We start from the raw sequence: 22701 nt of genomic DNA on the forward strand, positions 1-22701 counted from the left end.
ATGAGCACTGTGCAGTACCGGGATCGCGCTGAGGAAGACCAGGGGCTCAAGGCCGATTGGCTGGCTGAGGAGGCTGCCCAGCTCCGGCAGGCGATGGAAACTCGACCAGTCATCGATCAGGCCCGCGGCATGGTGATGGCCTTGTGCCCATGCCCTTCCGATGCAGCCTGGGAGGTCCTGGTCGAGGTCTCCCAGAACACCAACACCAAGCTGCGCGACATCGCTGCCGACCTGGTGGCCACCACTGAGCAACCGCCTCTCTCCAAGGACGTGCAGAAGGCCCTGGCGGTCGCATTACACCACCACCGCCCCAATCCGGACGGTCGAAGATGCTCCAGGGGTAGCTCTATGGCAGGCCGCTCTCTTCGATGGTGAACGCACTGCGGGTGCCGGAGAGCCGCAGGATGCGGGCGAGGAAATGCGGGACAGCGCATAGCCGCAGCTCGACGTCACCGGCTCGGGCGGTGCGGGCGGCGGCCAGCAGTGCGTTCAGCCCCCGGCAGTCGCAGAACGTCAGCCCGCCGAGGTCGACGACCACCACATGGTTCTCCCCGACGGCGTTCTGGAGTGCCTGGCGCACATCGCCGGCGGTCACAAGGTCAAGCTCCCCCGACACCGCGACCTGGCATCTGTCGGGTCCGGTGGCCTTCCGGTCCACCCTGATCGTCTCGTGCACCGGCCCGCCCCCTTCGTGTGAGGCGGCCTGAAGGGCCTGGATCCAGAAAAACACCAGACCAACGCGCCTGTCCACCGTCACCGGGGGCAGTGATCGTGGGATGCGGCGGCGCCTTCGGGGTGGTGAGTGCTCCTCCGCGGCCGGGGTTGAGGAACTGTTCGCGCAACGACCCCGGACCAGGTGGGTCCGGGGTCGTGTGATCTGCCGCGCACGGAGATCAGGCCGCTCCACCCCATGACCAGAGGGCGGAGCGGAGTCGATAGAACTCGCGACGGTCGGTAATCGGAAGTTTCCATGCTGTCGCCAATGACGTTAATACACCTTTTGCGGGTTGGCGTGTCGCAGCTCAGCGTCAGTCCGCCGAACGGGTCGAGCAGGCGGGTTGCCCGCGGCCGGGCGGGTGACAGGACTGGCGGCCCCCGGGCACTGACTGCCGTGACGGCCCTGAGTCCAATGGGGCGGTCCGCCCCGCATCTGAGCTCGGGGGACGGACCGTAGTGCACGACGTCACCTGCCGTCACGCCGCGCTTGCACCGACTGCGACGCGGCGGCTGTGCTCGTCCCGGCACTCGAACTCGGACAGGGGCTGGGATAGCAGCGGGTCCGCCGCTGCCGAGGTTCTGCACGAGGCGCGAGTGGTCCCCCTGGAGGGCGTCCCGGGGGCCTACTGGTGGTGTTGTTTCGTCTTCGATCAGCGTGCCGTGCCGCTGTCGTCGGGCTCGGACCCGCCCGTCGTGCGACGGCGGGCGACGATCAAGGTGACCACGCCGCCGGCGATGAGGAGGCCGGCCCCTGCGGCAATCCATGGGGTGGCATCGGCCCCGGTGTGAGCGAGGGAGCCTGCCGATGCCTCCAGCGTGCGCCAGTCGGTGTCGCCGCGGCGGTGGACGAGGATTCGGCGTCCGGTGCGCCGGTGTTCTGCGAGGAGGGTGCGGCTCCGGTCCCACTGTTCGGCTTGCCTGGAGTGGACGGGCTGTTGGTGGGCTTGTGCGTCGGCTTGTCCGAGGGGTCGGGCTTCGGGTCGGTCGCGGTCTTGGCGTTGGTGACGGTCACGGTCACCGGGGCGCCAGGGCGCGCGGTGAACGTCTTGGACGGCTTGTAGAGGTCGTACCGTCGGGGGCCTTGATCTCCTTGACCCACAATCGCGTCTTCCGGTTCGGAACAGGCAGTTCTCCGGAGGCGGTTCCGTTGGCGCCGGTGGTCAGGGTGAGCAGCGTCGAGGTGCCGGTGCCGATGTTCACGGTCGCGCCGGGCAGGAGCTTGCCCGTCTTGTCGTCCTTGGCCCGCAGCCGAACCTTGGCGGCCTTGAACGGGTCAGTGATGGTCAGCCGTGTGGTCGCACCCAGGGTGACGATGACGTCCTGGTCGGCGACGACCTCGTGTAGCGGGCTGCCGGAAGCCGCCTCCTTGAGCCGGTAGACGCCCGGCGCGAGGTCGAAGAAGGCCAGCTTCCCCCGTGCGTCGGTCTTCCCGCGTGCGGCTTCTTGGCCGGCGGAGTCGAGCAGAAGGAACGCGGCGTCGGGGAGCGCGTCCCCGGCTGTGTCCTTGGTGGTGATCTCGACGCTGCCCTTATCCGGGGCTGGGGTCTCGGCGGGAGCAGCGGCCGAGGGGGGCGGCCCGGAGGGCTGTGCGCTCGCGGCCGGCGCCCAGGTGAGGGCGCCGGCCACCGCGACAGCGACGGCGGCGGATCGTACGAAACGCGCGTGCACGAGGAGGAGAGCTCCTTGGAGCAGGGGGCGGGGAACGGCCAACGGGTTCGACCAGAGGCCGGGGCGGGAGGTCGCGGGACAACGGAGGTGTTGCCTTGAGGTTGCTTGGCTGTCGTGATGGGGACGTAGAGGGCGCGGCGGGTGTAGCCGGGGCTGGCGGTTTAGGCGCGGCTCAACGGGCGCGGGCGCCGCTGCGGGCGACCGGCACGGCGGGAGCCGTGTGCGCGGTCCGGCCTGCGGCGCGGCTCGGTGCGGACGCGGTCCAGGTGCCGGGGAACCAGACGGCGATGTACTGCTCGATGGCGTCGCGCAGTCCGGTGGTGACGGCGCCGTCCCACGGGGGTCGGCCGGTGCGCTGGAATTTATCGAAGGGGCGGTAGTGAAAGATGCCGTAGTGGTTGGTGTTCGGCCGGGTGTTGGTGGCTTCGTCGCGGCGGTGGAAGGTGCCGTGATCCACGAAGCTGAGCGCCACCGCGTCGATCTCGCCGCGGTCCGAGTGGACGACCGCTACCCGCAGCCCGCCGTAGGTGTCCGCGCGGATGGTGCGGCTGAAGTCGATCCGCAGCCGCAGTGGTGCGCCGGGGACGGGAGCGGCGAAGTAGGTGCTGCCCACCACGGTGCTGTTGTGGAAGGGGAGGCACAGTTCGGCGAAGAACTCGGGGGCCTGAAGGGACAAGAGGGGTCTCCGGTAGGGGGCGGGCCGGTGCTACGGGCGTGGGCCGGGCAGGGCCGGTCGGCTGGTGGTGCTCCAGCGCGGAACGCTGGCCGCGGGGATCGCGGCCTGGCGGCGGGACGCGGCGGCCCGCTGCACGTCGAGCGGGGTGGGGGCCGGCGGTCCGGGCGGAAGGATCGGGGTGAGCTGGGCCATGCCCTTGATGTAGCTGAAGGTCTCCTGACGCCATCGGGGCAGCGGAGCCGGATCGGCGGCGCACTGGGTGACGGCGGTGAGCAGGGCGACGGGGGTGTCGGTGCTGGCCGTGGCGTACCAGGCGGGCCGGTCGATGGACTTGCCAGCCCACAGCTGCCAGCGGGCGTCCCGCGTTGTCAGCTCGGCTTCCGGATCGAGGTCGCCGGTGGTGAACTCCATGCCAGCGAGGCCGTCCGGGGCCTGGACCGCGAAGACGCCCCGGCGTGGGCGGTCGATCTCCCAGCCCTGTCTCGGGAGCGGGACGACAGCGAGGAAGGGATCGTGCTCGTCGGTCCCGGAGACCGGCCGGGCGAGGTAGGCGTCCGGTCCCTGCTCGTACGCCGTGGCGAGGACGGTGGTGAACGCTTGGACGAACTCGGTGGGAACGCGGTCGTTGAAACAGACGCCCCACGCCGGCGGACCGAAGGAGTCCGTGTAGGCATTGATGCGCCAGAGCCCGTCGTCCTCACCTTCGGGCAGGTAGCCCAGGCACACGCGCCGGTCGGGAGCATGCACGAAGGCGTTGCCGAGGTCGTCGTGCCGCAGATCCCAGCCGAGGTCAAAGAGCGGGGCGAGGGCAGGATCGCCGACCCCGGTGGTGGAGGCGAGGTAGCGCGGGGAGACATATACGTCCCCGATGTCGTGGCGCGGGTCGGGCTGGTGGCTCATCGATCCGCCTGCGTGGTCACGGTGATCTCGTCGGCGGCGGTGTCGAGGCGTTCGGTGACCTCGGCGGTGTCGCGGCCGGTGACGATGTAGAACCCGGCCCGGGCGGTGAACAGGTCGCCTTCGGGCGGCAGGAGGAGCGGGTCGCCGATCGCGCGGGTCCACTGCACCTGCCGCAGCCAGGGGGTGTGGGCGGCGAAGGGCTGGTTGATGTGCCGTGCGGTGAGGGTGCCGGAGGCTTCCGGGTAGAGCATGCGGATGCCTGCGGCCCCGCTGCGGGTCGGGGCCAGGTCCGGAGGCGTGCCGCAGGCGAGGTCGGCGGCGGCCTTGGGCAGGTCGATGCCGGTGGCGAGGCGGACGAGGTGGCCGATCATGTCGCCGCCGATGCGTGCGTTGACCTCGATCAGCCGGGGCCGGCCACCGACGAGGCGCAGCTCGACGTGCTGCACGCCGTCGGTGATCCCCAGGGCCTTGACCGCAGCAGCAGCGACAGGGGCGACCTGGGTCAGGAGCGGGTCGGTGGCATCGACGGTGTGCCCGGTCTCGTCGAAGTACGGGGCGGGGCCCAGGTGCTTGCGGGTCACCGCGACCGCTGTGGTGGCGCCGCGGTGGGTGACGCACTCGACGGAGACTTCCGGCCCGTCGAGATACTCCTCGACCAGGACACCAGTGTCCTCACGGCTGCGGCTCGCACGTGCCGAGGCGAACGCGAAGGCTCCGGGCAGCTCTTCAGGACGGTCTACGCGGATCGCGCCGATGCTGGCGGCGGACGCCGCGGGCTTGATGACGGCCGGGTAGCCCAGGGTCATCGTCGCAAGGCCGGCCTCCAGCAGGGTCCGCGCCTTCAGCGAGGTGGCCGACGGCACCCCGTGGCGGGCGAACAACGTACGGGCGGTGGCCTTGTTGCGGCAGCCGCGCATCACCTCGATGGAATTCGAGGTCAGACCGAGCGCGCGAGCGAGGCGGGCGGTGGGGACGAGGTGCCACTCGTCCCAGGTGACCACGCCGGCGAGGTCGTGACGCAGGGCCAGGGCACGGCCAGCGGCGAGCAGTGCTGCGTAATCGCTCAGGTCGACGACAACGTGGTCGACGATGAACGGCCTCTCCCACGACGGCTCGGCACCGGTGAGCAGAACGACGTCATACGCGGCGGCCACCTGCTCCAGACAGTAGCCACGGTAGGTCTCGTCGCCGGAAGAAACGACGAGCACGAGGGGGCGAACGGATAAGAAGGGGTTCTCCGTATCGGTGGACGGCAGGACGAGTGAGGAGTGAAGGGGTGTCTCAGGCGGCACGGCGGCGGCGTAGCTCGAACGCCGCGGCCCAGTGCGGGTGTTCGCTGATCAGGCGGCGGGCGTAGAGGGCGGTGAAGTTGTTGTTCAGCCCCGCGACGCCGTACGGGAGCTGTCGCCGCAGCTCTTCGAAGAGGTCCTTCAAGCTGACCCGGGTGGCGCCGGCGGCCAGGCGGCGGGCGGCCATGCGTTCCAGAGCGCGGTAGACGTGCGGGTTGCGGGCGTCGAAGGCGTGGAATTGTTCGGTGATGGTGCGACCGCTCGCGCGGTGCGGTCCGAGGGCGGCAATGGGCATGGGGTTCTCCACAGGCTGGGGCAGCGAGCCAGCGTCAGGTGCGCAGGGCGGGATCGGTGCGCAGGTGGGCGAAGGCACAGAACAGACCGAGGGCCTGCAGCGCGGCGCAGGCGGTGATGACGTGGCCCAATGCGCCGGGCGGGGTGAACGCGGTGAGCACGCCGGCGACGGGGAAGGGCAGCAGGAGGATGAGGATGGTCGCCGACAGGGTGCTGCCGAACTTCTCCGGAGGGATCAGGCGGGAGCGCAGGGTGCGCAGGACGACCGTCATGCCGCCTTCGCCCGCCATGAGGACCGCGACCAAGATCAGGTAGGACAGGTAGTCGGGGGCCTGGGCGGCGGCGAGACAGCCGAGCGAGGCGAGCGCGGCGCAGGCGGCGCCGACCGGCCACAGGCCCAGCCGGTCGAGCGCGAACCGGCAGAGCGTGACGCTGAGAAGCGTCGCTCCGGCGGCTGCGGACCAGACCAGGCCGACGGCAGTGGTGGACTGCCTGAAGTGCTGGACAACGATCACCGGGCCGGCCGCTTGGAGGAGGCCGGTGGCCAGGTTGGACAGGGTCAGCCCGGTCATGAGCCAGCCGAGCGCGGGAAGAGAGCGGATGGTGCGCCACCCGGTGAGGAGTCCCGCGCTCGACTGTCCCTTCGGCGCGTGGGCCGGGGCGACGGGTGAGGGGGGTGTGCGCAGGGCGAGCATCGCGGCGAGGAGCGAGAGTACGGTGATCACCGCGAGCATCGGCCCGGCGAGCAGGAGTATCCCTGCGAGGGCTGGGCCGGCCAGGGTCGCGGTCTGGTCGATGCCGAGCAGGACGGCTTGGACGCGGTGGGCTCGTCCTCTTGCCCGGCGGCTGGCGGCGGCGCCCGCCGTCTCGGCTGCGATGTAGCTGAACTCGGTGAGCACGCCGGTCGTAGCCGCAAGCACCATCACCGTTGCGCTCGCCACGGTGCCGGACGGGTGGAGGTGGAGCAGGACCGCGCTGGCGGCGAGGGCCAGTGCGCGTGCCAGGGAGGCGAGGTGGAAGACGACGGCCGCCCCGCGCCGGTCGACGATCGATCCGGCCCACCCGAACGCCGCCAGCCGCGGGATCCACTCCAGGGCGAACGCCGCTCCCGTCAGCGTGGCCGAGCGCGTTGTGGTCAGGACCAGCAGCGGAATGCCGTAGGTGGACATCGCGAACGTGAGAGCGTCCGCTATGCGCGGCAGGTAGATGCTGCGCAGTAGCTCGTCGGTGTGGCGCGCGTGCCGGGGTGTGAACGTTGCGCTCACGCGACCGGCTCGGGCTCGGACACCCGGATGACCTGCGGATTACCGGCCAGCCACTGGAGCAGGAGCGTGCGGGGATGGGCCAGGTCCGCCTCGGCCCCGGCGCTGGTCAGGCGCGCGGCGGACAGCGGTGAGAGACCGTCGGCGCGCTCGGTGGTGAGCGAGGGTGCCAGGAGGTCCAGGACGTGCCGGATACGGCCGCTGAACTCGCAGATGGGGGCCGGGACAGCGTGACGCCGGGCCCAGCGAGCCACCGCGTCGTACAGGTCGGCCAACTCCGCTCCGGGTTCAGTGAGTTCCAGACCGGCGCCGGGCGCGACCCGGACGAGACCGTGAGCGCAGGCCGTGTCGGAAGCGCTCCGCAGTTGGTGCGTGGAGAGGTCGGGGAGGGTGCCGGCCAGCCGCCGCGGCGGTATCGCCCCGTTGTCGTCGATCTCGGTGACCAGGCGGATCAAGGAACGCGAGGCCAGCAGCTCGAGGGCGGTGCGTACTTCGGCCGTGGTGAAGAGGGTGGTCATCGGCGCGGGCCTCCCGCCGGGACGGCCGCCTTCGGGCGGGCGGTCGTGGCGTGGGAGAACAGATCGCGGTTGTGCCAGGCCGGAGAGGACTCGCCCGTCCGGGTCTGCGCAAGCGCCGCGGGGGCTGGCCGGGACTGGCTGCTTATCCACGGCCGCGGCGTCGGCTTCGCCTGCGGGTGCCCCCAGACTGGATGGTGGGCCGCCTGGTTGAGGGGCTGCCCGGCGGACCACGCGGACAGGGCGCCGAGCACGGGGCCGAGGCCGTCGCCTGCCGCGGAAAGCCGGTAGGGCTGGCCGATGCCCTCGGTGTCGACCAGGCCATCGCCGACGAGCTGCCGCAGCGGCGGGTACACGTTGGTCCAGTCGCTGCTGGGCATCAGGATCCTGGCCAGGGCCCGCCCGCTGACCTCCTGGCGGGACTTGAGCACCCACAGGATGGCGGCAGCGTGCCGCCGGGTGAGCAGGGTGAGGCTGTCCTCGATCTGCTCGATCGCCGGCAGCGCCCGGTTCGTCTTCTCCAGATACTCCTCGGCCCAGGTGACGATCAGCGACAGGACCGGCAGCAGCTCTGCCCCGCGGTCGGTTTGGCCATAGGTGACGTGCCGCGAGGTGTGTTCGGTGCGTTGGACGAGGCCCGTGTCACACAGAGCCCGCAGCTTGGGGTGGAGCTGGCCGTTCTGCAGCCAGGACACCTTGGCCGCCAGCTCGGTGTAGCGCTGCGGCGGGCCGGAGAGTGCCAGCAGGATCCTCACGTTCCAGCGCGGGGTGATCATGGCGAGGGCCTCGGTGACCCGCGCGATGTCGGCGTCGGTGTCTGGGGGCAGAGCGGTGATGGCCAAGGGAGGAACTCCTGAGTGCGATGGCAGGGAATCGCCTGCGGGTCAGCGGCTGTGCGCAGTGCTCTGGGCCGGAAGGGGCGGAGCCGGCAGCGGCGGGGACGGCGCCGGCGGAGAGGGCGCCGGGGCCGGGACGCGGGCGAGGCTCTGCAGAACGGCGGCGACCGACTTGGCCTGCACGTCGCGGACTGCGACGGCTTCGGCGAGCCGGCCGACAGCCCGCCTGGAGCCACATCCCAGGGCTCGACACGGCCTCCGTCCACCACATCGACCCGGCCGATCCCCGAGCCCGACAGCGCGGCCGCGACCGCCGCCCCGACCCGGCCGGCGCCCCGCACCTGAACCCGCATCGCCCGCCGCGCGCCGAGCAGCCGCGCCGCCGCCCCGGGCTCGGGATGCAGCACTGACAGCGCCCCCGCGTCGGGCCGCAGCCGGTCAAGCGCCGCGGCGGGCGCACCGCCGTCCCTCGGCTCGTCCAGCAGACCGGCCGCCGCCAGCCGGTCCACCAGTGCGTCGGCCCGCCCCTCCGGCAGCCCGATGGCCCGGGCCTCCTGCCGCAGCAGCGGCAGACCGCGGGTGCCGTCCAACAGCTCCAGAAAGCTGCCCGTGGCGGTGTCCACCGGCCCCATCACCACCGCATGCGCCCGGGCCACCCCGAACTGGATCGTGTCCCGACTCCGCCAGCCGCGCCGCAGCGCGGGCTTGAGCATCGGATGCATCGCCGCCCCCCTTTGATGTTCTGTGTATCTTCGTTGCTGTACTTACCTGTTCATGACTTTCGCGCCGAGTTGCACCGGTTCGCTTCCGTCGCACCGCCCTCAGCATGCGGGCAGGCGACCGGAGCTCGCAGCGCGTTATCCACAGGCGGTGGAATAAGTCGTACGAACACCGGTCGTACAAGCCGTGCACACCGTGGAGTGGTTCGGTCCGCAACAAGGTGCGGGGCGGGACTTCCCCGGCGGCCACCGGGTAACGTCGGGGCGTGCCCGCCGATCCGTCCTCTCGCACCGCGGGGGAAAACCCTCGCAGCGCCGCGAGCGCACCGCGCACCGTCCCGAGCCCACAGAGCCGAGGCTCGGGCACGAGCGCGGTCGAGGTCCGCCGGAGCACCCGGCGGCGCAGGACGGTCTCCGCCTATCGCGAGGGCGACCGCACCGTCGTCCTCATCCCCGCCCGGATGTCCGAGGCCGAGGAGCAGCGCTGGGTGAGCGTCATGCTGGACAAGCTGGCCGCGCAGGAGAGCAAGCGGATGCTGGGCGACGCGGAGCTGGCCGCCCGCGCCGAGCTGCTCTCCGGCCAGTACCTGGGCGGGCGGGCGCGGCCCGAATCCGTCCGCTGGGTCACCAACCAGAACACCCGCTGGGGGTCGTGCACCCCCGCCGAGGGCAGCATCCGGCTCTCGCACCGGCTCCAGGGCATGCCCGAGTACGTCGTGGACTATGTGCTGCTCCATGAGTTGGCCCACCTTCTGGTGCCGGGTCACGGGCGGCGCTTCTGGCAGCTTCTGGAGGCGTATCCGCGGACCGAGCGGGCGCGGGGCTATCTCGAAGGGGTGGTCGCCGCCGGGCGGTTGCCGCATCTCTCCGGGCCCGGGGACGACCAGCCGTAGGGGAACACGCGCGGCCGTAGGGACGACGCGCGTGCCGTAACGGAACCACCCCCGTGCCGTAACGGAACCACACCCGTGCTCCTTGGCGTCGCTCATAGTCGGCGGCAGCGGCTAGCCTGGCGCGCAATGCACACACCGGTACGGCGATGGGGGACGGTCCTAACGTATGGCCAGGGAATTCCAGCGCGGCCACAAGGCCAGGATCAGTGATCTGACGGCCGGGAGGGATCTGTACGTCGGGGTGCAGATCGCCGGGCCCGGCCTGACGTTCGACATCAGTTGCTTCGGGCTCGACGCGGACGAGCGGCTGTCGGACGACCGCTACTTCATCTTCTTCAACCAGCCGAAATCCCCTGAAGAAGCGATACAGCAGCTCGGGGCGCAGGCGGGTGACACGGATTCGTTCCGCGTCACGCTCGACAGCATCCCCTCCGCCATCCAGAAGCTCTCCTTCACCGCGACCCTCGACGGCGCCGGGCAGATGTCGCAGATCGGCCCGGGCTATATCCGGATCGTCGCGGGCGGCGAGGAGGTGGCCCGGTATTCCTTCACCGGTTCGGAGTTCAGCACCGAACGCGCGGTGATGCTGGGCGACTTCTATCTCAAGGACGTCTGGCGGTTCGCCGCCGTCGGGCAGGGCTTCGACGGGGGACTGGACGCGCTGCTCAAGAACTTCGGCGGTGAAGTGGCCGAGGAGGAGCCCGCGCCCGCGCCCGCCCAGGGCGCCGCGCCCGGTTTCGCGCCGCCCGGCCAGGCCGCCCCCGCTCCGGGCTTCGCAGCCCCAGCGGCGACCGCTGCCCCGGCCGCCCCGGCGCCGCCCGCCCCCGCCTTCGGCGCTCCCCAGGGAACGCCGCCGCAGGGGATGCAGCCTCCAGGGATGCCCGCCCCGGGCATGCCTCCGCAGGGCACGCCTCCGCCGGGCACACCCCATGGCACGCCCCCTCAGGGTGTTCAGCCGCCCGCCCCCGGCACCCCGCAGATGCACGGCGCCCCGACCATCGCCGCACCCATCGCGCCGCCGCCCGGCCAGGTGCCGCCCCCTGGGCAGGTGCCGCCGCCCCCGCCTCCCGGCCAGTTCCCGGGCCAGCAGGCCCCCTTCGGACAGCCGCCGGGCCAGACCCCGCCCGCCCCCGCGCCGTACGGCCAGCCGCCCGCCCAGCCGTACCCCGGCCAGGCCGGTCAGCCCGGCCACCCGGGTCAGCCCGGCCAGCCCGCCCCTTACGGCCAGCCGCAGGCCATGGGTGTCCCCCAGGGCGGTGGCGCGCCCGGGCTCCAGGCCGCCCTCGCCCAGTACCGAGAGGCGCCCACCGGCCAGCGCTGGACGCCGCAGAACCCCCGGCTGATGCGGGTCGACCTCGGCGTCGGCGGGCAGCCCGTGCTCGCCCGCCAGGGCACGATGGTGCTCTACCAGGGCAAGGTCGACTTCAGCTACAAGGGCGCCGGTTTCCGCGGCCGGATCGTCGGCAACGCGACCGGCCAGGAGATGCAGCTCATGCGCTGCACCGGCCAGGGCCAGGTCTTCCTCGCCGAGAACGCCGCCGAACTCCACCCGATCGAGCTCCAGGGCGACGCCATCTGTGTCGCCGCCGAGAACGTGCTCGCCTTCGACGAGTCGCTGCACCACGAGGTGCGCCGGATCGAGGGCCACGGCATCCCCGGCGGCGCGCTGTTCACCATGCAGTTCCAGGGCACCGGCACCGTCGTGGTGAAGACCGAGGGCACGCCGGTCGTCCTCCCCGTCACCCCGACCACCTTCGCCGACAGCAACGCCATCGTGGCGTGGTCCGCCGGATCCCAGGTGATCATCTCCAGCCAGGTGCGGCTGCGCCGCAGCGCCTACCCCGGCCACAGCGGGGAGACCGTGAACCTCCAGTTCCGTGGCGCGCCCGGCAACTTCATCGTCGTCCAGCCCTACGAGGTCTGAAGGAGCCCGTCATGGACCAGCAAATGATCTCGGGCTTCGCACCCGCCCCGGTCGCCGCCCGGATGGAGAACCACGGCGCCAGCATGCTCAAGGTCGCCATGCAGAGCGGCCAGGACCTCTTCGCCCGCACCGGCTCGATGGTGGCCTACGAGGGCTTCGTCCAGTACGAGCCCAACCCGCCCGCGGTGCGTCAGATGGCCTCCCAGTGGCTGACCGGCGAGGGCGCCCCGTTGATGCGGTGCAGCGGCGACGGACTGCTCTACCTGGCCGACTACGGGGCCAATGTCGTCTGCATCAACCTCAACGGCGACGCGCTCTCGGTCAACGGCACCAACCTCCTCGCCTTCGACGCGCATCTCAAGTGGGGCGTCGAACGGGTCAAGGGCATCGCCAAGTTCGCCGGGCAGGGCCTGTTCAACGTGGGCGTCTCCGGCACCGGCTGGGTCGCCCTGACCTCCCGCGGCACCCCCATCGTGGTCGACTGCGGCCGCGGCGATGACGAGACCTATGTGGACCCGGACGCGCTCGTGGCCTGGTCCTCGGGGCTCAAGGTGAAGGGCAAGCGCAGCTTCAAGGCGTCGTCCCTGATCGGCCGGGGCAGCGGCGAGGCATATCAGCTCGGCTTCTCCGGGCAGGGCTTCGTCGTCGTACAGCCCAGTGAGGACAGCACCGACCGGCTCCGGGCCCGGGGCTGAGGGGGAGGGACACCAGATGCAGAGCCCGCTTTTCGCCTTCACCGAGGCCCAGACGCAGGACCGCTACGCGCTCCAGAACCCGCAACTGCTGCGGGTCGCCCTGAGCGGTCATGAGGATGTGCTCGCCCGTAAGGGCAGCATGGTCGCCTATCAGGGGCTCATCGAGTTCGACGGCGAGTACCAGACGCCGGGGCAGCGCATGACCCGCAGCCGCGCCGGTGAGGGCCTGGACCTGATGCGCTGCTCCGGGCAGGGCACGGTCTACCTCGCCAACCTCGCCCAGCACATCCATGTGATGGACGTGGACCACGACGGGCTGACCGTCGACAGCTCCTATGTGCTCGCGCTCGACTCCACGCTGCACTGGGAGACGATCGCGGTGGACAGCCAGTACGGGATCTCCGGCTCCGGCAAGTACAACCTCAACATCTCCGGCCAGGGCAAGGTCGCGCTGATGACCTCGGGGCAGCCGCTGCTGCTCCAGGTCACCCTCGACAAGTACGTCAACGTCGACGCGGACGCCATCGTCGCCTGGTCCAGCTCGCTGCGGGTCCAGATGCAGGCGCAGACGCATTCCTCGGGCGTCTGGCGGCGGCGCGGCAACACCGGCGAGGGCTGGGAGCTGAGCTTCCTCGGCCAGGGCTACGCCCTGGTGCAGCCCAGTGAGCTGCTCCCGCCGCAGAACGCGGTGGTCGGGGGCGGCATGGCCGCGCAGTTCGGCATGGGCCAGCAAGGCGCTCGCGGTCAGAACCAGGGAAATATCTTCAGCAACTGACCGAGGCCACGTTGATCACGCTGATGGAGCACGGCGGCCGCGGACTCCCGGTTCGCGGCCGCCGCGCTCCTCACAGCAGCGCGCGGGTGCGGGTCACCAGATGGCGTACCGACTCATCGGCCACGTCCGCCACCTCGTCGTAGCCGAACCAGCGCAGATCCAGTGACTCGTCGCTGATCGCCGCCACCGCGCCCCGGGGCGCGACCGCCGCGTACTGGACGTCCAGATGCCAGGCGCAGGGGGTCTGGTGCCGGTCGAGCCGCACCGGGCCGCCCGGCAGCAGCGTCAGCCCCTCGATCCCGGACTCCTCGGTGGCCTCGCGCAGCGCCGCGCCCGCGAGCGTGGTGTCGTGCGGCTCGCAGTGGCCGCCCATCTGGAGCCACATCCGCAGCTTCCGGTGCAGGGTGAGCAGCACGCGGTTCCGGTCCGGGTCGACCACCAGCGCGCTCGCCGTGATGTGGCCGTCTCCGCACGCCTTCCACATGCCGTCCGGATACGCGGCCAGATGGTCGCCGTAATGCCGCCGCAGCCGCTCCTGGGCGGCATCGGGCGCGGGCCACTCGGTGAGCACCCGCGCCGCGTCCTGGTGCAGACTCACTTCTCGCCGTCGCCCCGGTCGTCACCCTCGCCGCCCTCGTCGCCCTTACGGAGGTCGGGACCGTCGGGGTCGTCCTTACGGAGATCGGGGCGCTCGGGGCCGTCCTTACGGTCCTCACCGCCCGCCGCCTCGCCGAGCATCTTGTCCAGCTCGGAGAAGTCCAACTGCTCGCCGTGGACGAAGCCGTCCGGGTCGTCGAGGTCCTGCGCCGTCGGCAGCATGTCCGGATGCGCCCACAGCCCGTCGCGGCCCTCCAGGCCCCGGGCGTCGGTCAGCGAGGCCCACAGCCGGGAGGCGTCCCGCAGCCGGCGCGGCCGCAACTCCAGGCCGATCAGCGTGGCGAAGGTCTGCTCGGCGGGGCCGCCGCTGGCCCGGCGCCGCCGCAGCGTCTCGCGCAGGGCGTCGGCGGACGGCAGATGCGGCTTGGCGGCGGCGTGCACCACCGCGTCCACCCAACCCTCGACCAGCGCCAGAGCGGTCTCCAGACGCGCCAGCGCGGCCTTCTGCTCGGGCGTGTCCTCGGGCTGGAACATGCCCTGCTGGAGTGCCTCCTGAAGCTGCTCGGGGTGGGTCGGGTCGAGCTGGCCGACCGCGTCCTCCAGCTTGGCGGTGTCGACCTTGATGCCGCGGGCGTACCCCTCGACCGCGCCGAAGAGGTGCGAGCGCAGCCACGGCACATGGGCGAAGAGCCGCTGGTGGGCCGCCTCGCGCAGGGCCAGATACAGCCGGACCTCTTCCTTGGGCACGCCGAGGCCGGAGCCGAGCGCCGCGATGTTGACCGGCAGCAGGGCCGCCTTGCCCGCCGGGCCCAGCGGCAGCCCGATATCGGTCGAGCCGACCACCTCGCCGGCCAGCACGCCCAGCGCCTGCCCGATCTGGGTGCCGAACATGGCGCCGCCCATCGAACGCATCATCCCGAGCAGCGGGCCGGCCATGGCCTGCATCTCCTCGGGGAGCACATCGCCCATGGCGGCGCCGACCCGCTCGGCGACCGGGTCCACCAGGTCCTTCCACACCGGCAGGGTCGCCTCGACCCATTCGGCGCGGCTCCAGGCCACGGCGCTGCCGGAGCCCGAGGGCAGCGAGGTGACGCCGTCCAGCCACAGGTCCGCCAGCCGCACGGCCTCCTGGACCGCGGCGCGGTCCGCGGGGCCGACGCTCTCGTCCTTGCTGCCGTCGGCGGTGCCGCGCGCCACGGTCTGGCGGGCGATGTCCTTGGCCATGTCCCAGTTCACCGGGCCGCCCTCGTAGGAGAGCATCTGCCCGAGCTGCTGGAAGGCCGCGCCCAGGTCGCCCGGATTCAGCGAACCGAACATCGCGGCGAACGGATTGTCCGCGCCGCCGGCTCCGCCGGGTCCGCCGCCGAACCCGAAGGGATTCGCGGGGCCCTGCTCGCCGCCCTGGCCGCCCTTCTTCTTGCCGTCGTCGCCGTCCTCCGGCTCCTCCGGCGGAAGGCCGAATCCGAATGGGGTGTCACTCACGGGTTTCCTCGGCTCGTTGGGCCACCGGCTCCCGGGCCGGTGGCGGATGCCCGACATCACCACCCAGCCTAGACACCTCGCCGGTTTCCGGGCTCGGTGCTTCGCTGATCGCCGCCCTGCGGCAGGATGGACGTCACCTGGTACGTATGCGTGCATGCGCTCCGTACTGAAGACAACCGCTGGAGACGCCCGGTGAGTTCCCCAGACCGAGAAGTTCGCGCTGCGCGAAACGATACGGCTCGCACCGCACGACGACCCGTCGTGGCGGTGACCGGTGCCGCCTCGGGCCCAGGTGCCCTGCTCACGCAGCGGCTCGCGGAGTCCGAAGAGGTCAAGCAGGTCCTGGCCATCGATGAACGCCGCGGTGAGGTGACCGAGGCGCAGTGGCATGTGCTGGACGTCCGCGATCCGGCCATCGCCGAGAAGCTGCGCGGCGCGGATGTGGTGGTCCACCTCGCCGTCGACCTGGACCTGGGCACCGACTCCGCCGCCCGCACCGCCTACAACGTGCGCGGCACCCAGACCGTCCTCACGGCCGCCGCGGCGGCCGGGGTGCGCCGGGTGGTGCTGTGCACCTCCGCGATGGTCTACGGAGCGCTCCCGGACAACGCCGTGCCGCTCGCCGAGGACGCGGAGCTGCGGGCGACCGCCGAGGCCACCGGCGTCGGCGATCTCCTGGAGATCGAGCGGCTCGGGGAGCGTGCGCCCCGGGCGCATCCGGGGCTGAATGTGACCATCGTGCGCCCGGCGATCCTGGTCGGCGGCACGGACACCGCGCTCACCCGCTACTTCGAGTCACCGCGGCTGCTGGTCGTCGCCGGATCCCGCCCCACCTGGCAGTTCTGTCATGTGGAGGACCTGGTCGGCGCGCTGGAGTACGCAGCCCTGGAGAAGGTCGAGGGCGAGCTGGCGGTCGGTTGCGAGGGCTGGCTGGAGCAGGAGGAGGTCGAGGAACTGTCCGGAATCCGGCGCATGGAGCTGCCCTCGGCGGTCGCCCTGGGCGCCGCCTCCCGGCTGCACCGGCTCGGTCTGACGCCGTCCCCGGCCGGCGATCTCGCGTACACGATGCACCCGTGGGCGATCAGCGGCAGCAGGCTGCACGCGGCGGGCTGGCGGCCGCGCTGGACCAACGAGGAGGTCCTGGCGGAGCTGCTGGAGGAGGTCTCCGGCCGCCATACGGTCGCGGGCCGCCGCCTGGGCCGTAAGGACGCCACGACGCTCGGCGCGGCGGGCGCGACGGTGGCCCTGGTGGGCACCGCGGCGATCGTGCGCCGCGCCCGTAAGGCGCGCCGCCGGGCCTGAGACCCGGCCCGAGATGGCCCTGGCCTGGGCTTGCCCCGGGCCTGAGGCGGGTCTGGCACGGGTCTGGTCCGGAAGGCGCCTTCCGGGATCCGGTATTACGCGAGGACGGGACGGTGCGGCACGATGGACGGCATGGCACATTCGTACGATCACCCCGGTGAACTCGCGGCCGCCCATCCCATCCGGCTGCTCGCCGTCCGTGACACGCCCCTGTCCGTGGACGAGGTGTTCGGGGCGGTGGGGGATGCCGCGGCGGGCGGTACGGCGCTGTTCGTGGGCACCGTGCGCAACCACGACGCAGGCGCGGAGGTCGGCGCCCTCGGCTACTCCGCGCATCCGACCGCCGAGGCCGAGCTGCGCCGGGTGGCCGAGAAGGTCGTGGCCGACTTCCCGGTCCGCGCGCTGGCCGCCGTGCACCGGGTGGGCGATCTGGTGATCGGCGATCTGGCCGTGGTGGTGGCCGTCTCCTGCCCGCACCGCGCGGAGGCGTTCGCGGCCTGCCGCCGTCTGATCGACGACCTCAAGAGCGAGGTGCCGATCTGGAAGCACCAGTCCTTCGCGGATGGGACCGAGGAATGGGTGGGCGCGTAGCGCCTCGTTGTGGGGTGGTGGTCGGGCGACGGGAGGGCGGGTGGGCGCGTAGCGCCTCGTTCTGGGGCGGTGGTCGGGAGGGCGGGTCGGGGCGTAGCGGGAATGCGCTAGAGCACGGAAGGGTGTACTCCACTTGCGTAACCCCCACCCTGCCGTGAGCGTTGACCTGGCAGAGGACTAATCTGCTCATCTGTCAGTCGCGGTCGTGAGACGCGATTTTTCCAGGGGTCGGGAGGCTGCTGTGGGTGCGCTTCTCTGGTTGCTGATTCCGCTGTTCGCGGCGATAGCCGCGGCGATATACGCGGGCATAGCCGCTCGAGCCGTAAAACGGAAGTCCGGGGGAGACGTAGCCGAGTTGGCCGGATACGCCCGCTTCCGAGAGGCGATGGAGCGCCGGCCCTCCGATTCGGACGCCGCGGCCTGACCGCGCCCCGTCCGCGCCGCCCCTCGTACGGACGGCCCCGACGGTGGACTGACGGACGGGTCCCGTACTGTCGTTCCATGCCACGCCGCACCGCGACGATGCTCGCCTCCCTCCTGATGCTGATCGCGCTGCTCTGCGCCGGAGTGCTGATCCCGGTGCCGTACGCGGAGATGTCTCCCGGGCCGACGTACAACACCCTGGGCGAGCACAACGGGGAGTGCGTGCTTCAGATCTCGGGCCGCAAGAACTGTGAGACCACGGGTGGCCATCTGAACATGACCACGGTCCGCGTCACCGGCTCCGAGTACCGGATGAACCTCGTGGAGGCCGTCTACGGCTGGCTGGCGCACGATGACGTGGTCGTGCCGCACAGCACCCTCTATCCGGACGACAAGACCCCGGACCAGGTCGACCAGCAGAACGCCGAGGAGTTCACCCAGTCCCAGGAGTCCGCCAAGGTCGCCGCGCTGCGGGCGCTGAAGAAGCCGGTCACCGCGCATGTCATCGTGGGCGCCGTCCAGAAGGGCGCCCCGGCCCAGGGCAAGCTGCACGCGGGCGATGTGATCAAGTCGGTGGACGGCACGGCGGTGCGCGAGCCCGATGACGTCGCCAAGCTGGTCACCAAGCACAAGCCGGGCCAGAAGGTGACCTTCTCGGTCGTCCCGGCCAAGGACGTGGCCGCGGCGGAGAAGCGCGGCAAGCAGCCCACCGGCGAGGAGCGCGTCACGATCACCACCGCGAAGGCGGACCAGGGCCGCTCCCGCGCCATCGTGGGCATCCAGGCCGGGGTCGACTACACCTTCCCGTTCCGGATCGACATCAAGCTGGCGGACGTGGGCGGGCCCAGCGCGGGTCTGATGTTCGCACTGGGGATCGTGGACCGGCTGTCGCCCGGGGATCTCACCGGCGGGAAGTACATCGCGGGCACCGGCACCATCGACGACAAGGGCACGGTCGGCCCGATCGGCGGCATCGAGATGAAGACGATCGGCGCGCGCGACGCGGGCGCCCGCTACTTCCTCACGCCCAAGGAGAACTGCGCGGCCGCCGCCAAGGACGTGCCGGGCGGGCTGCGGCTGGTCAAGGTGCATACGATCGACGACGCCCTCAAGGCGCTCGAGAAGATCCGTAAGGGGGACACCGCCGGTCTGCCGAAGTGCACGACGGGCTGAGCGGCGCCCCCCGCTCGAGCGGTCAGTCGGTGGCGAAGGTGGCGGCGAGCGCCTCCGCCAGGCCCGGCACCAGGCCGGAGCCGGTGAGCACCTCGGTCGGGGAGTCCTTCTCCCGCAGCCGCAGGGCCGACTCACGCGCGCCGTCCCGCAGCACGGCGACGGTCATCCGGACCTCCTGGCGGTCCGGGTGCTCGGCGACCCACTTGGCCAGCTCGGCGTCGGCCAGCCCCTTGGGCACGGAGCCCTCGGCGGACGGCGGCAGCATCTGCCGCTCGACGGTCAGGGCGCAGCCGGTCACGGCGTCGGGCCAGGCGATGGTGGCGAGGAACTCGTCCAGCGGGGCGCCGGAGGGCAGCTCGTCCTGCTCGATGGGGGTCAGGGAGGCGATCTCCTCGCCGCCCTCGTCAAGGCCGAGCTGGGAGGCGAGGCCGGGCTCCTCGGCGCGCAGCCGGGCGGTGTCGACGAGGGCGAAGAGCCGGGCGGGCTGGTCCCAGCCGAGCCCTGAGGCGTACTCGTCAATTTCGAGGACGGCTCGGGTCAGAGGATTCGAGGCCAGCGGGTCGGTGCCGGGGGTTGCGTTGGACATGGTTCATATCGTGCCCTGTTCGGACCCGGAAACGGGAACTGAGTAAAGCCTGAGTAAGTTGCATCAGGTGGGCCCTGGAGTTCAGGGTCCCTCAATCGACAGCGAACTTCGAGGTGCGCACCTTGGCTTTCCAGATGCCGGACCGCGGCGGAGGCCCGACGGGGCCGCGGATGAGAGTCGGCCGACCGTCCCGGCGTGCCAGGACCCTGCTCATGACCCTGGGCGTGCTGGCCGTGTTGGCCATGCTCTTTGTCATGTTTGCCGGGTTTTGGACGGATTGGCTCTGGTATCGCTCGCTTCATTACTCATCCGTCTTCAGTACGACCCTGAAGACGAAGATCGGGCTGTTCTTCGTCTTCGGCGTGCTGATGGCCACGGCGGTGGGGATCAACATCTGGCTGGCGCACCGGCTGCGGCCGCCGCTCAGCGCGATGTCCATGGAGCAGCAGAGCCTGGACCGCTACCGGATGGGCATCGCCCCGTTCAAGAAGTGGGTGCTGCTCGCGGTCACCGCCCTGGTCGGGCTGATCGCGGGCGCCTCGGCGGCCGGCCAGTGGCGGATCTGGCTGCTGTGGGTCAACGGAGTGCCGTTCGGCCAGAAGGACCCGCAGTTCCACAAGGACGTGGCGTTCTACGCCTTCGATCTGCCCTGGTACCGCTTCCTGCTGAGCTTCGGCTTCGCGGCCACGGTGCTCTCGCTCATCGCCGCCGCCCTGGTGCACTACCTCTACGGGGGCCTGCGGGTCACCAGCCCGGGCGCCCGCGCGACCGCCGCGGCCACCGGCCATCTGTCGGTGCTGCTGGGCGTCTTCGTCGCGCTCAAGGCGGTGGCGTACTGGCTGGATCGCTACGGGCTCGCGGTGAAGTCCAGCGACTTCAAGGCGACGGGCAACTGGACGGGTCTGCGCTATGTGGACGCCAATGCCTATCTGCCCGCCAAGACGATCCTGTTCTGCATCGCGGCCATCTGCGCGGTGCTCTTCTTCGCGACGCTGTGGCGCCGCACCTGGCAGTTGCCGGTCATCGGCTTCGGGCTGATGGTGCTCTCGGCGATCCTCATCGGCGGGCTCTACCCGGCGATCGTGCAGAAGTTCCAGGTCCAGCCGAACGAGCAGGCCAAGGAGGCGCCGTACATCCAGAAGAACATCGAGGCCACGCGCCAGGCGTACGGCATCGATGACTCCAAGGTGGCGGACTACTCCGGCAAGAACGACAGCGAGGGCGGCGAGAAGCTCCGTAAGGACGCCAATACGACGGCCAGTTACCGGCTGATCGACCCCAGCGTCATCTCGCCGACCTTCCAGCAGCTCCAGCAGGAGCGGAAGTACTACCAGTTCCCCTCGACGCTCGACGTCGACCGCTACAAGGGCGCCGACGGCAAGGACCAGGACACCGTCGTCGGTGTGCGCGAGCTGAACCTCGACGGCATCCCCAAGCGGAACTGGATCAACGACCACTTCACCTACACCCATGGCTACGGCATGGTGGCGGCGAAGGGCACCACGACCGATCCCAACGCGGACCCGGCCGGCTCGCCGGACTTCACCGAGTCCGGGCTGCCCACCAAGAGCTCCAGCGGCGGCGGGGTCGGCACCTACAAGCAGCAGGTCTACTACGGCGAGAAGACCGATCAGTACTCGATAGTCGGTGGCCCCCAGAAGGAGCTCGACTACGAGAAGAACGGCGAGAGGACCACCAGCTACAAGGGCAAGAGCGGGGTCAGCCTCTCCAACCCGGTCAACCGCGCCGCTTACGCGGTGGCGTTCGGCGAGCCCCAGATCCTCTACTCGGGCGCGATCGGCGACGGTTCGCGGATCCTGTACAACCGCACCCCCAAGGAGCGCGTCGAGAAGGTCGCCCCCTGGCTGACCATCGACGGCGACGCCTATCCGGCGGTGGTCGGCGGCCGGATCAAGTGGGTCGTCGACGCCTACACCACGACCAACGGCTATCCGTACGCCTCGCGCACGACCCTGGGCGACAGCACGGCCGACTCGCTGAGCGACGGGGACCGCTCGGTGGTCGCGCAGCAGAACAAGGTCAACTACATCCGCAACTCGGTCAAGGCGACCGTGGACGCCTATGACGGCACGGTCAAGCTCTACGAGTGGGACACCAAGGACCCGGTCCTGAAGACCTGGGAGAAGGCGTTCCCGGGCACGGTCGAGCCCAAGGAGAAGATCAGCAAGGATCTGATGGAGCATCTGCGGTACCCGCAGGACCTCTTCAAGGTCCAGCGCGAGCTGCTGACCCGCTACCACGTCACCGACCCGACGCAGTTCTACAGCGGCAGTGACGCCTGGCAGGTCCCCGAGGACCCGACCCACAAGGAAGGGAACGCGGTGCCGCCGTACTACCTCAGCATGAAGATGCCCGACCAGAAGGGGCAGACGTTCTCGCTGACGACGACGTTCACCCCCAACGGGCGTCCCAACCTGGGCGCGTTCATGTCGATCGACGCGGATGCCAACAGCAAGGACTACGGCACGATAAGACTGCTGAAGGTCACCTCCAACGTGCCAGGGCCACAGCAGGTGCAGAGCGAGCTCAACGGTGATCCGGAGGTCGCCGAGTTCGTCCGGAACCTCAGGGGCACCGACTCCGATATCGAGTACGGCAATCTGCTCACCGTGCCACTGGACGACGGCTTCCTGTATATCGAGCCGGTCTACGCCCGCGGTGGCAGTGCCAACTACCCGCTGCTGAAGAAGGTGGGCGTCTCCTACGGCAAGGAGACGGTCTTCAAGGACACCCTGGGCGAGGCCCTGGACGCCGTCTTCGGCGAGTCGTCCGAGGAGCATCAGCCACCGGGCGGCGGACAGGAACCGCCGGCCAGCGCCAACCCCACGGTGAAGGAAGCCCTCAAGGACGCCCAGAAGGCGTATCAGGACGGCCAGGACGCGCTCCAGAAGCAGCCGCAGGACTGGGAGGCGTACGGCAGGGCCCAGGACGATCTGAGGGCCGCTCTGAACCGCGCCGCCAAGGCGGAGGAGAAGGCGGGCGCCAAGCCGGGGCAGAAGCAGAACCAGCCACAGAGTCAGAGCGCCGCCGACGGCTCCGGCAAGAAGGGCGGCTGACCCTCTGACGACCTGCGAGAACGGCCGGGCGGCCGACCCCGCGCACCGTGATACGGTGGTGGCAACACAGCGCGGGGTGGAGCAGCTCGGTAGCTCGCTGGGCTCATAACCCAGAGGTCGCAGGTTCAAATCCTGTCCCCGCTACTGACAGACACGGCCCGGATCCGCAAGGATCCGGGCCTTGTTGTGTGTTCTGTGAGCGTCCACTCGGGGAATGCGGATACAAGCGTTTGGGTTGTCTCTCTGTGGGCATGTCGACAAAACGCTGAAGTGACCTCCTCGGCTGCGGTATACCAGGTGTACGCCG

The 22701-nt window shown here is 70.8% G+C and carries 21 protein-coding genes, 1 tRNA gene and 2 pseudogenes; 11 read left to right on the forward strand and 13 right to left on the reverse strand.

Going from position 1 to position 22701, the window contains the following annotated elements:
* Complete coding sequence (locus ACK1X7_RS31220; RefSeq protein WP_413115959.1) at positions 1-375, forward strand: ANTAR domain-containing protein; 375 nt, start codon at positions 1-3, stop codon at positions 373-375.
* Here ACK1X7_RS31220 and ACK1X7_RS31225 read toward each other — a convergent pair.
* The 10 genes and pseudogenes from ACK1X7_RS31225 to ACK1X7_RS31270 form a co-directional block, all read right to left on the reverse strand.
* The gene (locus ACK1X7_RS31225) at positions 347-676 is read right to left on the reverse strand and encodes an STAS domain-containing protein (protein WP_413115960.1); all 330 of its coding nucleotides are present in this window, start codon (positions 674-676) and stop codon (positions 347-349) included. The genes ACK1X7_RS31220 and ACK1X7_RS31225 overlap by 29 nt on opposite strands.
* A gap of 691 nt (positions 677-1367) precedes the next feature.
* A pseudogene (locus tag ACK1X7_RS31230) lies at positions 1368-2385 on the reverse strand (SpaA isopeptide-forming pilin-related protein).
* A gap of 172 nt (positions 2386-2557) precedes the next feature.
* The gene (locus tag ACK1X7_RS31235; protein ID WP_413115961.1) at positions 2558-3061 is read right to left on the reverse strand and encodes a hypothetical protein; all 504 of its coding nucleotides are present in this window, start codon (positions 3059-3061) and stop codon (positions 2558-2560) included.
* A gap of 30 nt (positions 3062-3091) precedes the next feature.
* The gene (locus tag ACK1X7_RS31240; protein WP_413115962.1) at positions 3092-3961 is read right to left on the reverse strand and encodes a DUF317 domain-containing protein; all 870 of its coding nucleotides are present in this window, start codon (positions 3959-3961) and stop codon (positions 3092-3094) included.
* Complete coding sequence (locus ACK1X7_RS31245; RefSeq protein ID WP_413115963.1) at positions 3958-5169, reverse strand: ATP-grasp domain-containing protein; 1212 nt, start codon at positions 5167-5169, stop codon at positions 3958-3960. The genes ACK1X7_RS31240 and ACK1X7_RS31245 overlap by 4 nt, the downstream gene beginning before the upstream one ends.
* 73 nt (positions 5170-5242) lie before the next feature.
* Complete coding sequence (locus tag ACK1X7_RS31250; protein ID WP_413115964.1) at positions 5243-5545, reverse strand: hypothetical protein; 303 nt, start codon at positions 5543-5545, stop codon at positions 5243-5245.
* 34 nt (positions 5546-5579) lie between these two features.
* Positions 5580-6809, reverse strand: a complete 1230-nt coding sequence (locus ACK1X7_RS31255; RefSeq protein ID WP_413115965.1) for an MFS transporter — start codon at positions 6807-6809, stop codon at positions 5580-5582.
* Positions 6806-7324, reverse strand: coding sequence for a regulator (locus ACK1X7_RS31260; protein WP_413115966.1), 519 nt, complete (start codon positions 7322-7324; stop codon positions 6806-6808). Before ACK1X7_RS31260 ends, ACK1X7_RS31255 begins: the two co-directional genes overlap by 4 nt.
* Positions 7321-8163: a winged helix-turn-helix transcriptional regulator gene (locus ACK1X7_RS31265; RefSeq protein ID WP_413115967.1), complete on the reverse strand. Its 843-nt coding sequence runs from the start codon at positions 8161-8163 to the stop codon at positions 7321-7323. The genes ACK1X7_RS31260 and ACK1X7_RS31265 overlap by 4 nt, the downstream gene beginning before the upstream one ends.
* Before the next feature lie 205 nt (positions 8164-8368).
* Positions 8369-8879: pseudogene (locus tag ACK1X7_RS31270) on the reverse strand (ThiF family adenylyltransferase); the annotation flags it as partial.
* A gap of 263 nt (positions 8880-9142) precedes the next feature.
* Between ACK1X7_RS31270 and ACK1X7_RS31275 the strand changes: the two are divergent.
* The 4 genes from ACK1X7_RS31275 to ACK1X7_RS31290 all read left to right on the forward strand — a co-directional run bounded on the left by ACK1X7_RS31275 (position 9143) and on the right by ACK1X7_RS31290 (position 13163).
* A complete protein-coding gene (locus tag ACK1X7_RS31275; protein ID WP_385141258.1) occupies positions 9143-9769 on the forward strand; it encodes a M48 family metallopeptidase in 627 nt (208 codons plus the stop codon).
* Between the two features lie 166 nt (positions 9770-9935).
* Positions 9936-11693 (forward strand): TerD family protein, encoded by a 1758-nt coding sequence (locus ACK1X7_RS31280; RefSeq protein ID WP_413115968.1) that lies wholly within the window; start codon positions 9936-9938, stop codon positions 11691-11693.
* Between the two features lie 11 nt (positions 11694-11704).
* Positions 11705-12388 (forward strand): AIM24 family protein, encoded by a 684-nt coding sequence (locus ACK1X7_RS31285; protein WP_361498410.1) that lies wholly within the window; start codon positions 11705-11707, stop codon positions 12386-12388.
* A gap of 16 nt (positions 12389-12404) precedes the next feature.
* Positions 12405-13163: an AIM24 family protein gene (locus tag ACK1X7_RS31290; RefSeq protein WP_413115969.1), complete on the forward strand. Its 759-nt coding sequence runs from the start codon at positions 12405-12407 to the stop codon at positions 13161-13163.
* A 70-nt stretch (positions 13164-13233) separates the two neighbouring features.
* On the opposite strand, the gene ACK1X7_RS31295 is transcribed toward ACK1X7_RS31290, so the two are convergent.
* Entirely contained in the window at positions 13234-13761 is a 528-nt protein-coding gene (locus tag ACK1X7_RS31295; protein ID WP_216346321.1) for an NUDIX hydrolase, read from the reverse strand.
* Complete coding sequence (locus ACK1X7_RS31300) at positions 13758-15242, reverse strand: zinc-dependent metalloprotease (RefSeq protein ID WP_385141251.1); 1485 nt, start codon at positions 15240-15242, stop codon at positions 13758-13760. The genes ACK1X7_RS31295 and ACK1X7_RS31300 overlap by 4 nt, the downstream gene beginning before the upstream one ends.
* Before the next feature lie 192 nt (positions 15243-15434).
* Between ACK1X7_RS31300 and ACK1X7_RS31305 the strand changes: the two genes are divergently transcribed.
* From ACK1X7_RS31305 to ACK1X7_RS31320, 4 genes are all read left to right on the forward strand, one after another.
* Positions 15435-16544 (forward strand): NAD-dependent epimerase/dehydratase family protein, encoded by a 1110-nt coding sequence (locus ACK1X7_RS31305; protein WP_078643469.1) that lies wholly within the window; start codon positions 15435-15437, stop codon positions 16542-16544.
* Between the two features lie 132 nt (positions 16545-16676).
* Positions 16677-17135, forward strand: a complete 459-nt coding sequence (locus tag ACK1X7_RS31310) for a molybdenum cofactor biosynthesis protein MoaE (RefSeq protein ID WP_385141247.1) — start codon at positions 16677-16679, stop codon at positions 17133-17135.
* A gap of 241 nt (positions 17136-17376) precedes the next feature.
* Positions 17377-17559 (forward strand): hypothetical protein, encoded by a 183-nt coding sequence (locus ACK1X7_RS31315; RefSeq protein ID WP_208518180.1) that lies wholly within the window; start codon positions 17377-17379, stop codon positions 17557-17559.
* Positions 17560-17636: 77 nt separating this feature from the next.
* Complete coding sequence (locus ACK1X7_RS31320; protein WP_361498401.1) at positions 17637-18731, forward strand: YlbL family protein; 1095 nt, start codon at positions 17637-17639, stop codon at positions 18729-18731.
* 22 nt (positions 18732-18753) lie between these two features.
* Here ACK1X7_RS31320 and ACK1X7_RS31325 read toward each other — a convergent pair whose 3' ends face one another.
* Positions 18754-19317 carry a PPA1309 family protein gene (locus ACK1X7_RS31325; protein WP_385141244.1) on the reverse strand — a complete coding sequence of 188 codons (564 nt, stop codon included), beginning with the start codon at positions 19315-19317 and terminating at the stop codon, positions 18754-18756.
* A gap of 134 nt (positions 19318-19451) precedes the next feature.
* Between ACK1X7_RS31325 and ACK1X7_RS31330 the strand changes: the two genes are divergently transcribed.
* Both ACK1X7_RS31330 and ACK1X7_RS31335 read left to right on the forward strand, forming a co-directional pair.
* Entirely contained in the window at positions 19452-22394 is a 2943-nt protein-coding gene (locus tag ACK1X7_RS31330) for a UPF0182 family protein (RefSeq protein ID WP_413116922.1), read from the forward strand.
* Positions 22395-22464: 70 nt separating this feature from the next.
* Positions 22465-22538, forward strand: a tRNA-Met gene (locus ACK1X7_RS31335).
* The last annotated feature ends 163 nt before the right edge of the window (positions 22539-22701 follow it).

Source organism: Streptomyces sp. CY-1 (assembly GCF_047218265.1).
Classification (GTDB): Bacteria; Actinomycetota; Actinomycetes; order Streptomycetales; family Streptomycetaceae; genus Streptomyces; species Streptomyces niphimycinicus.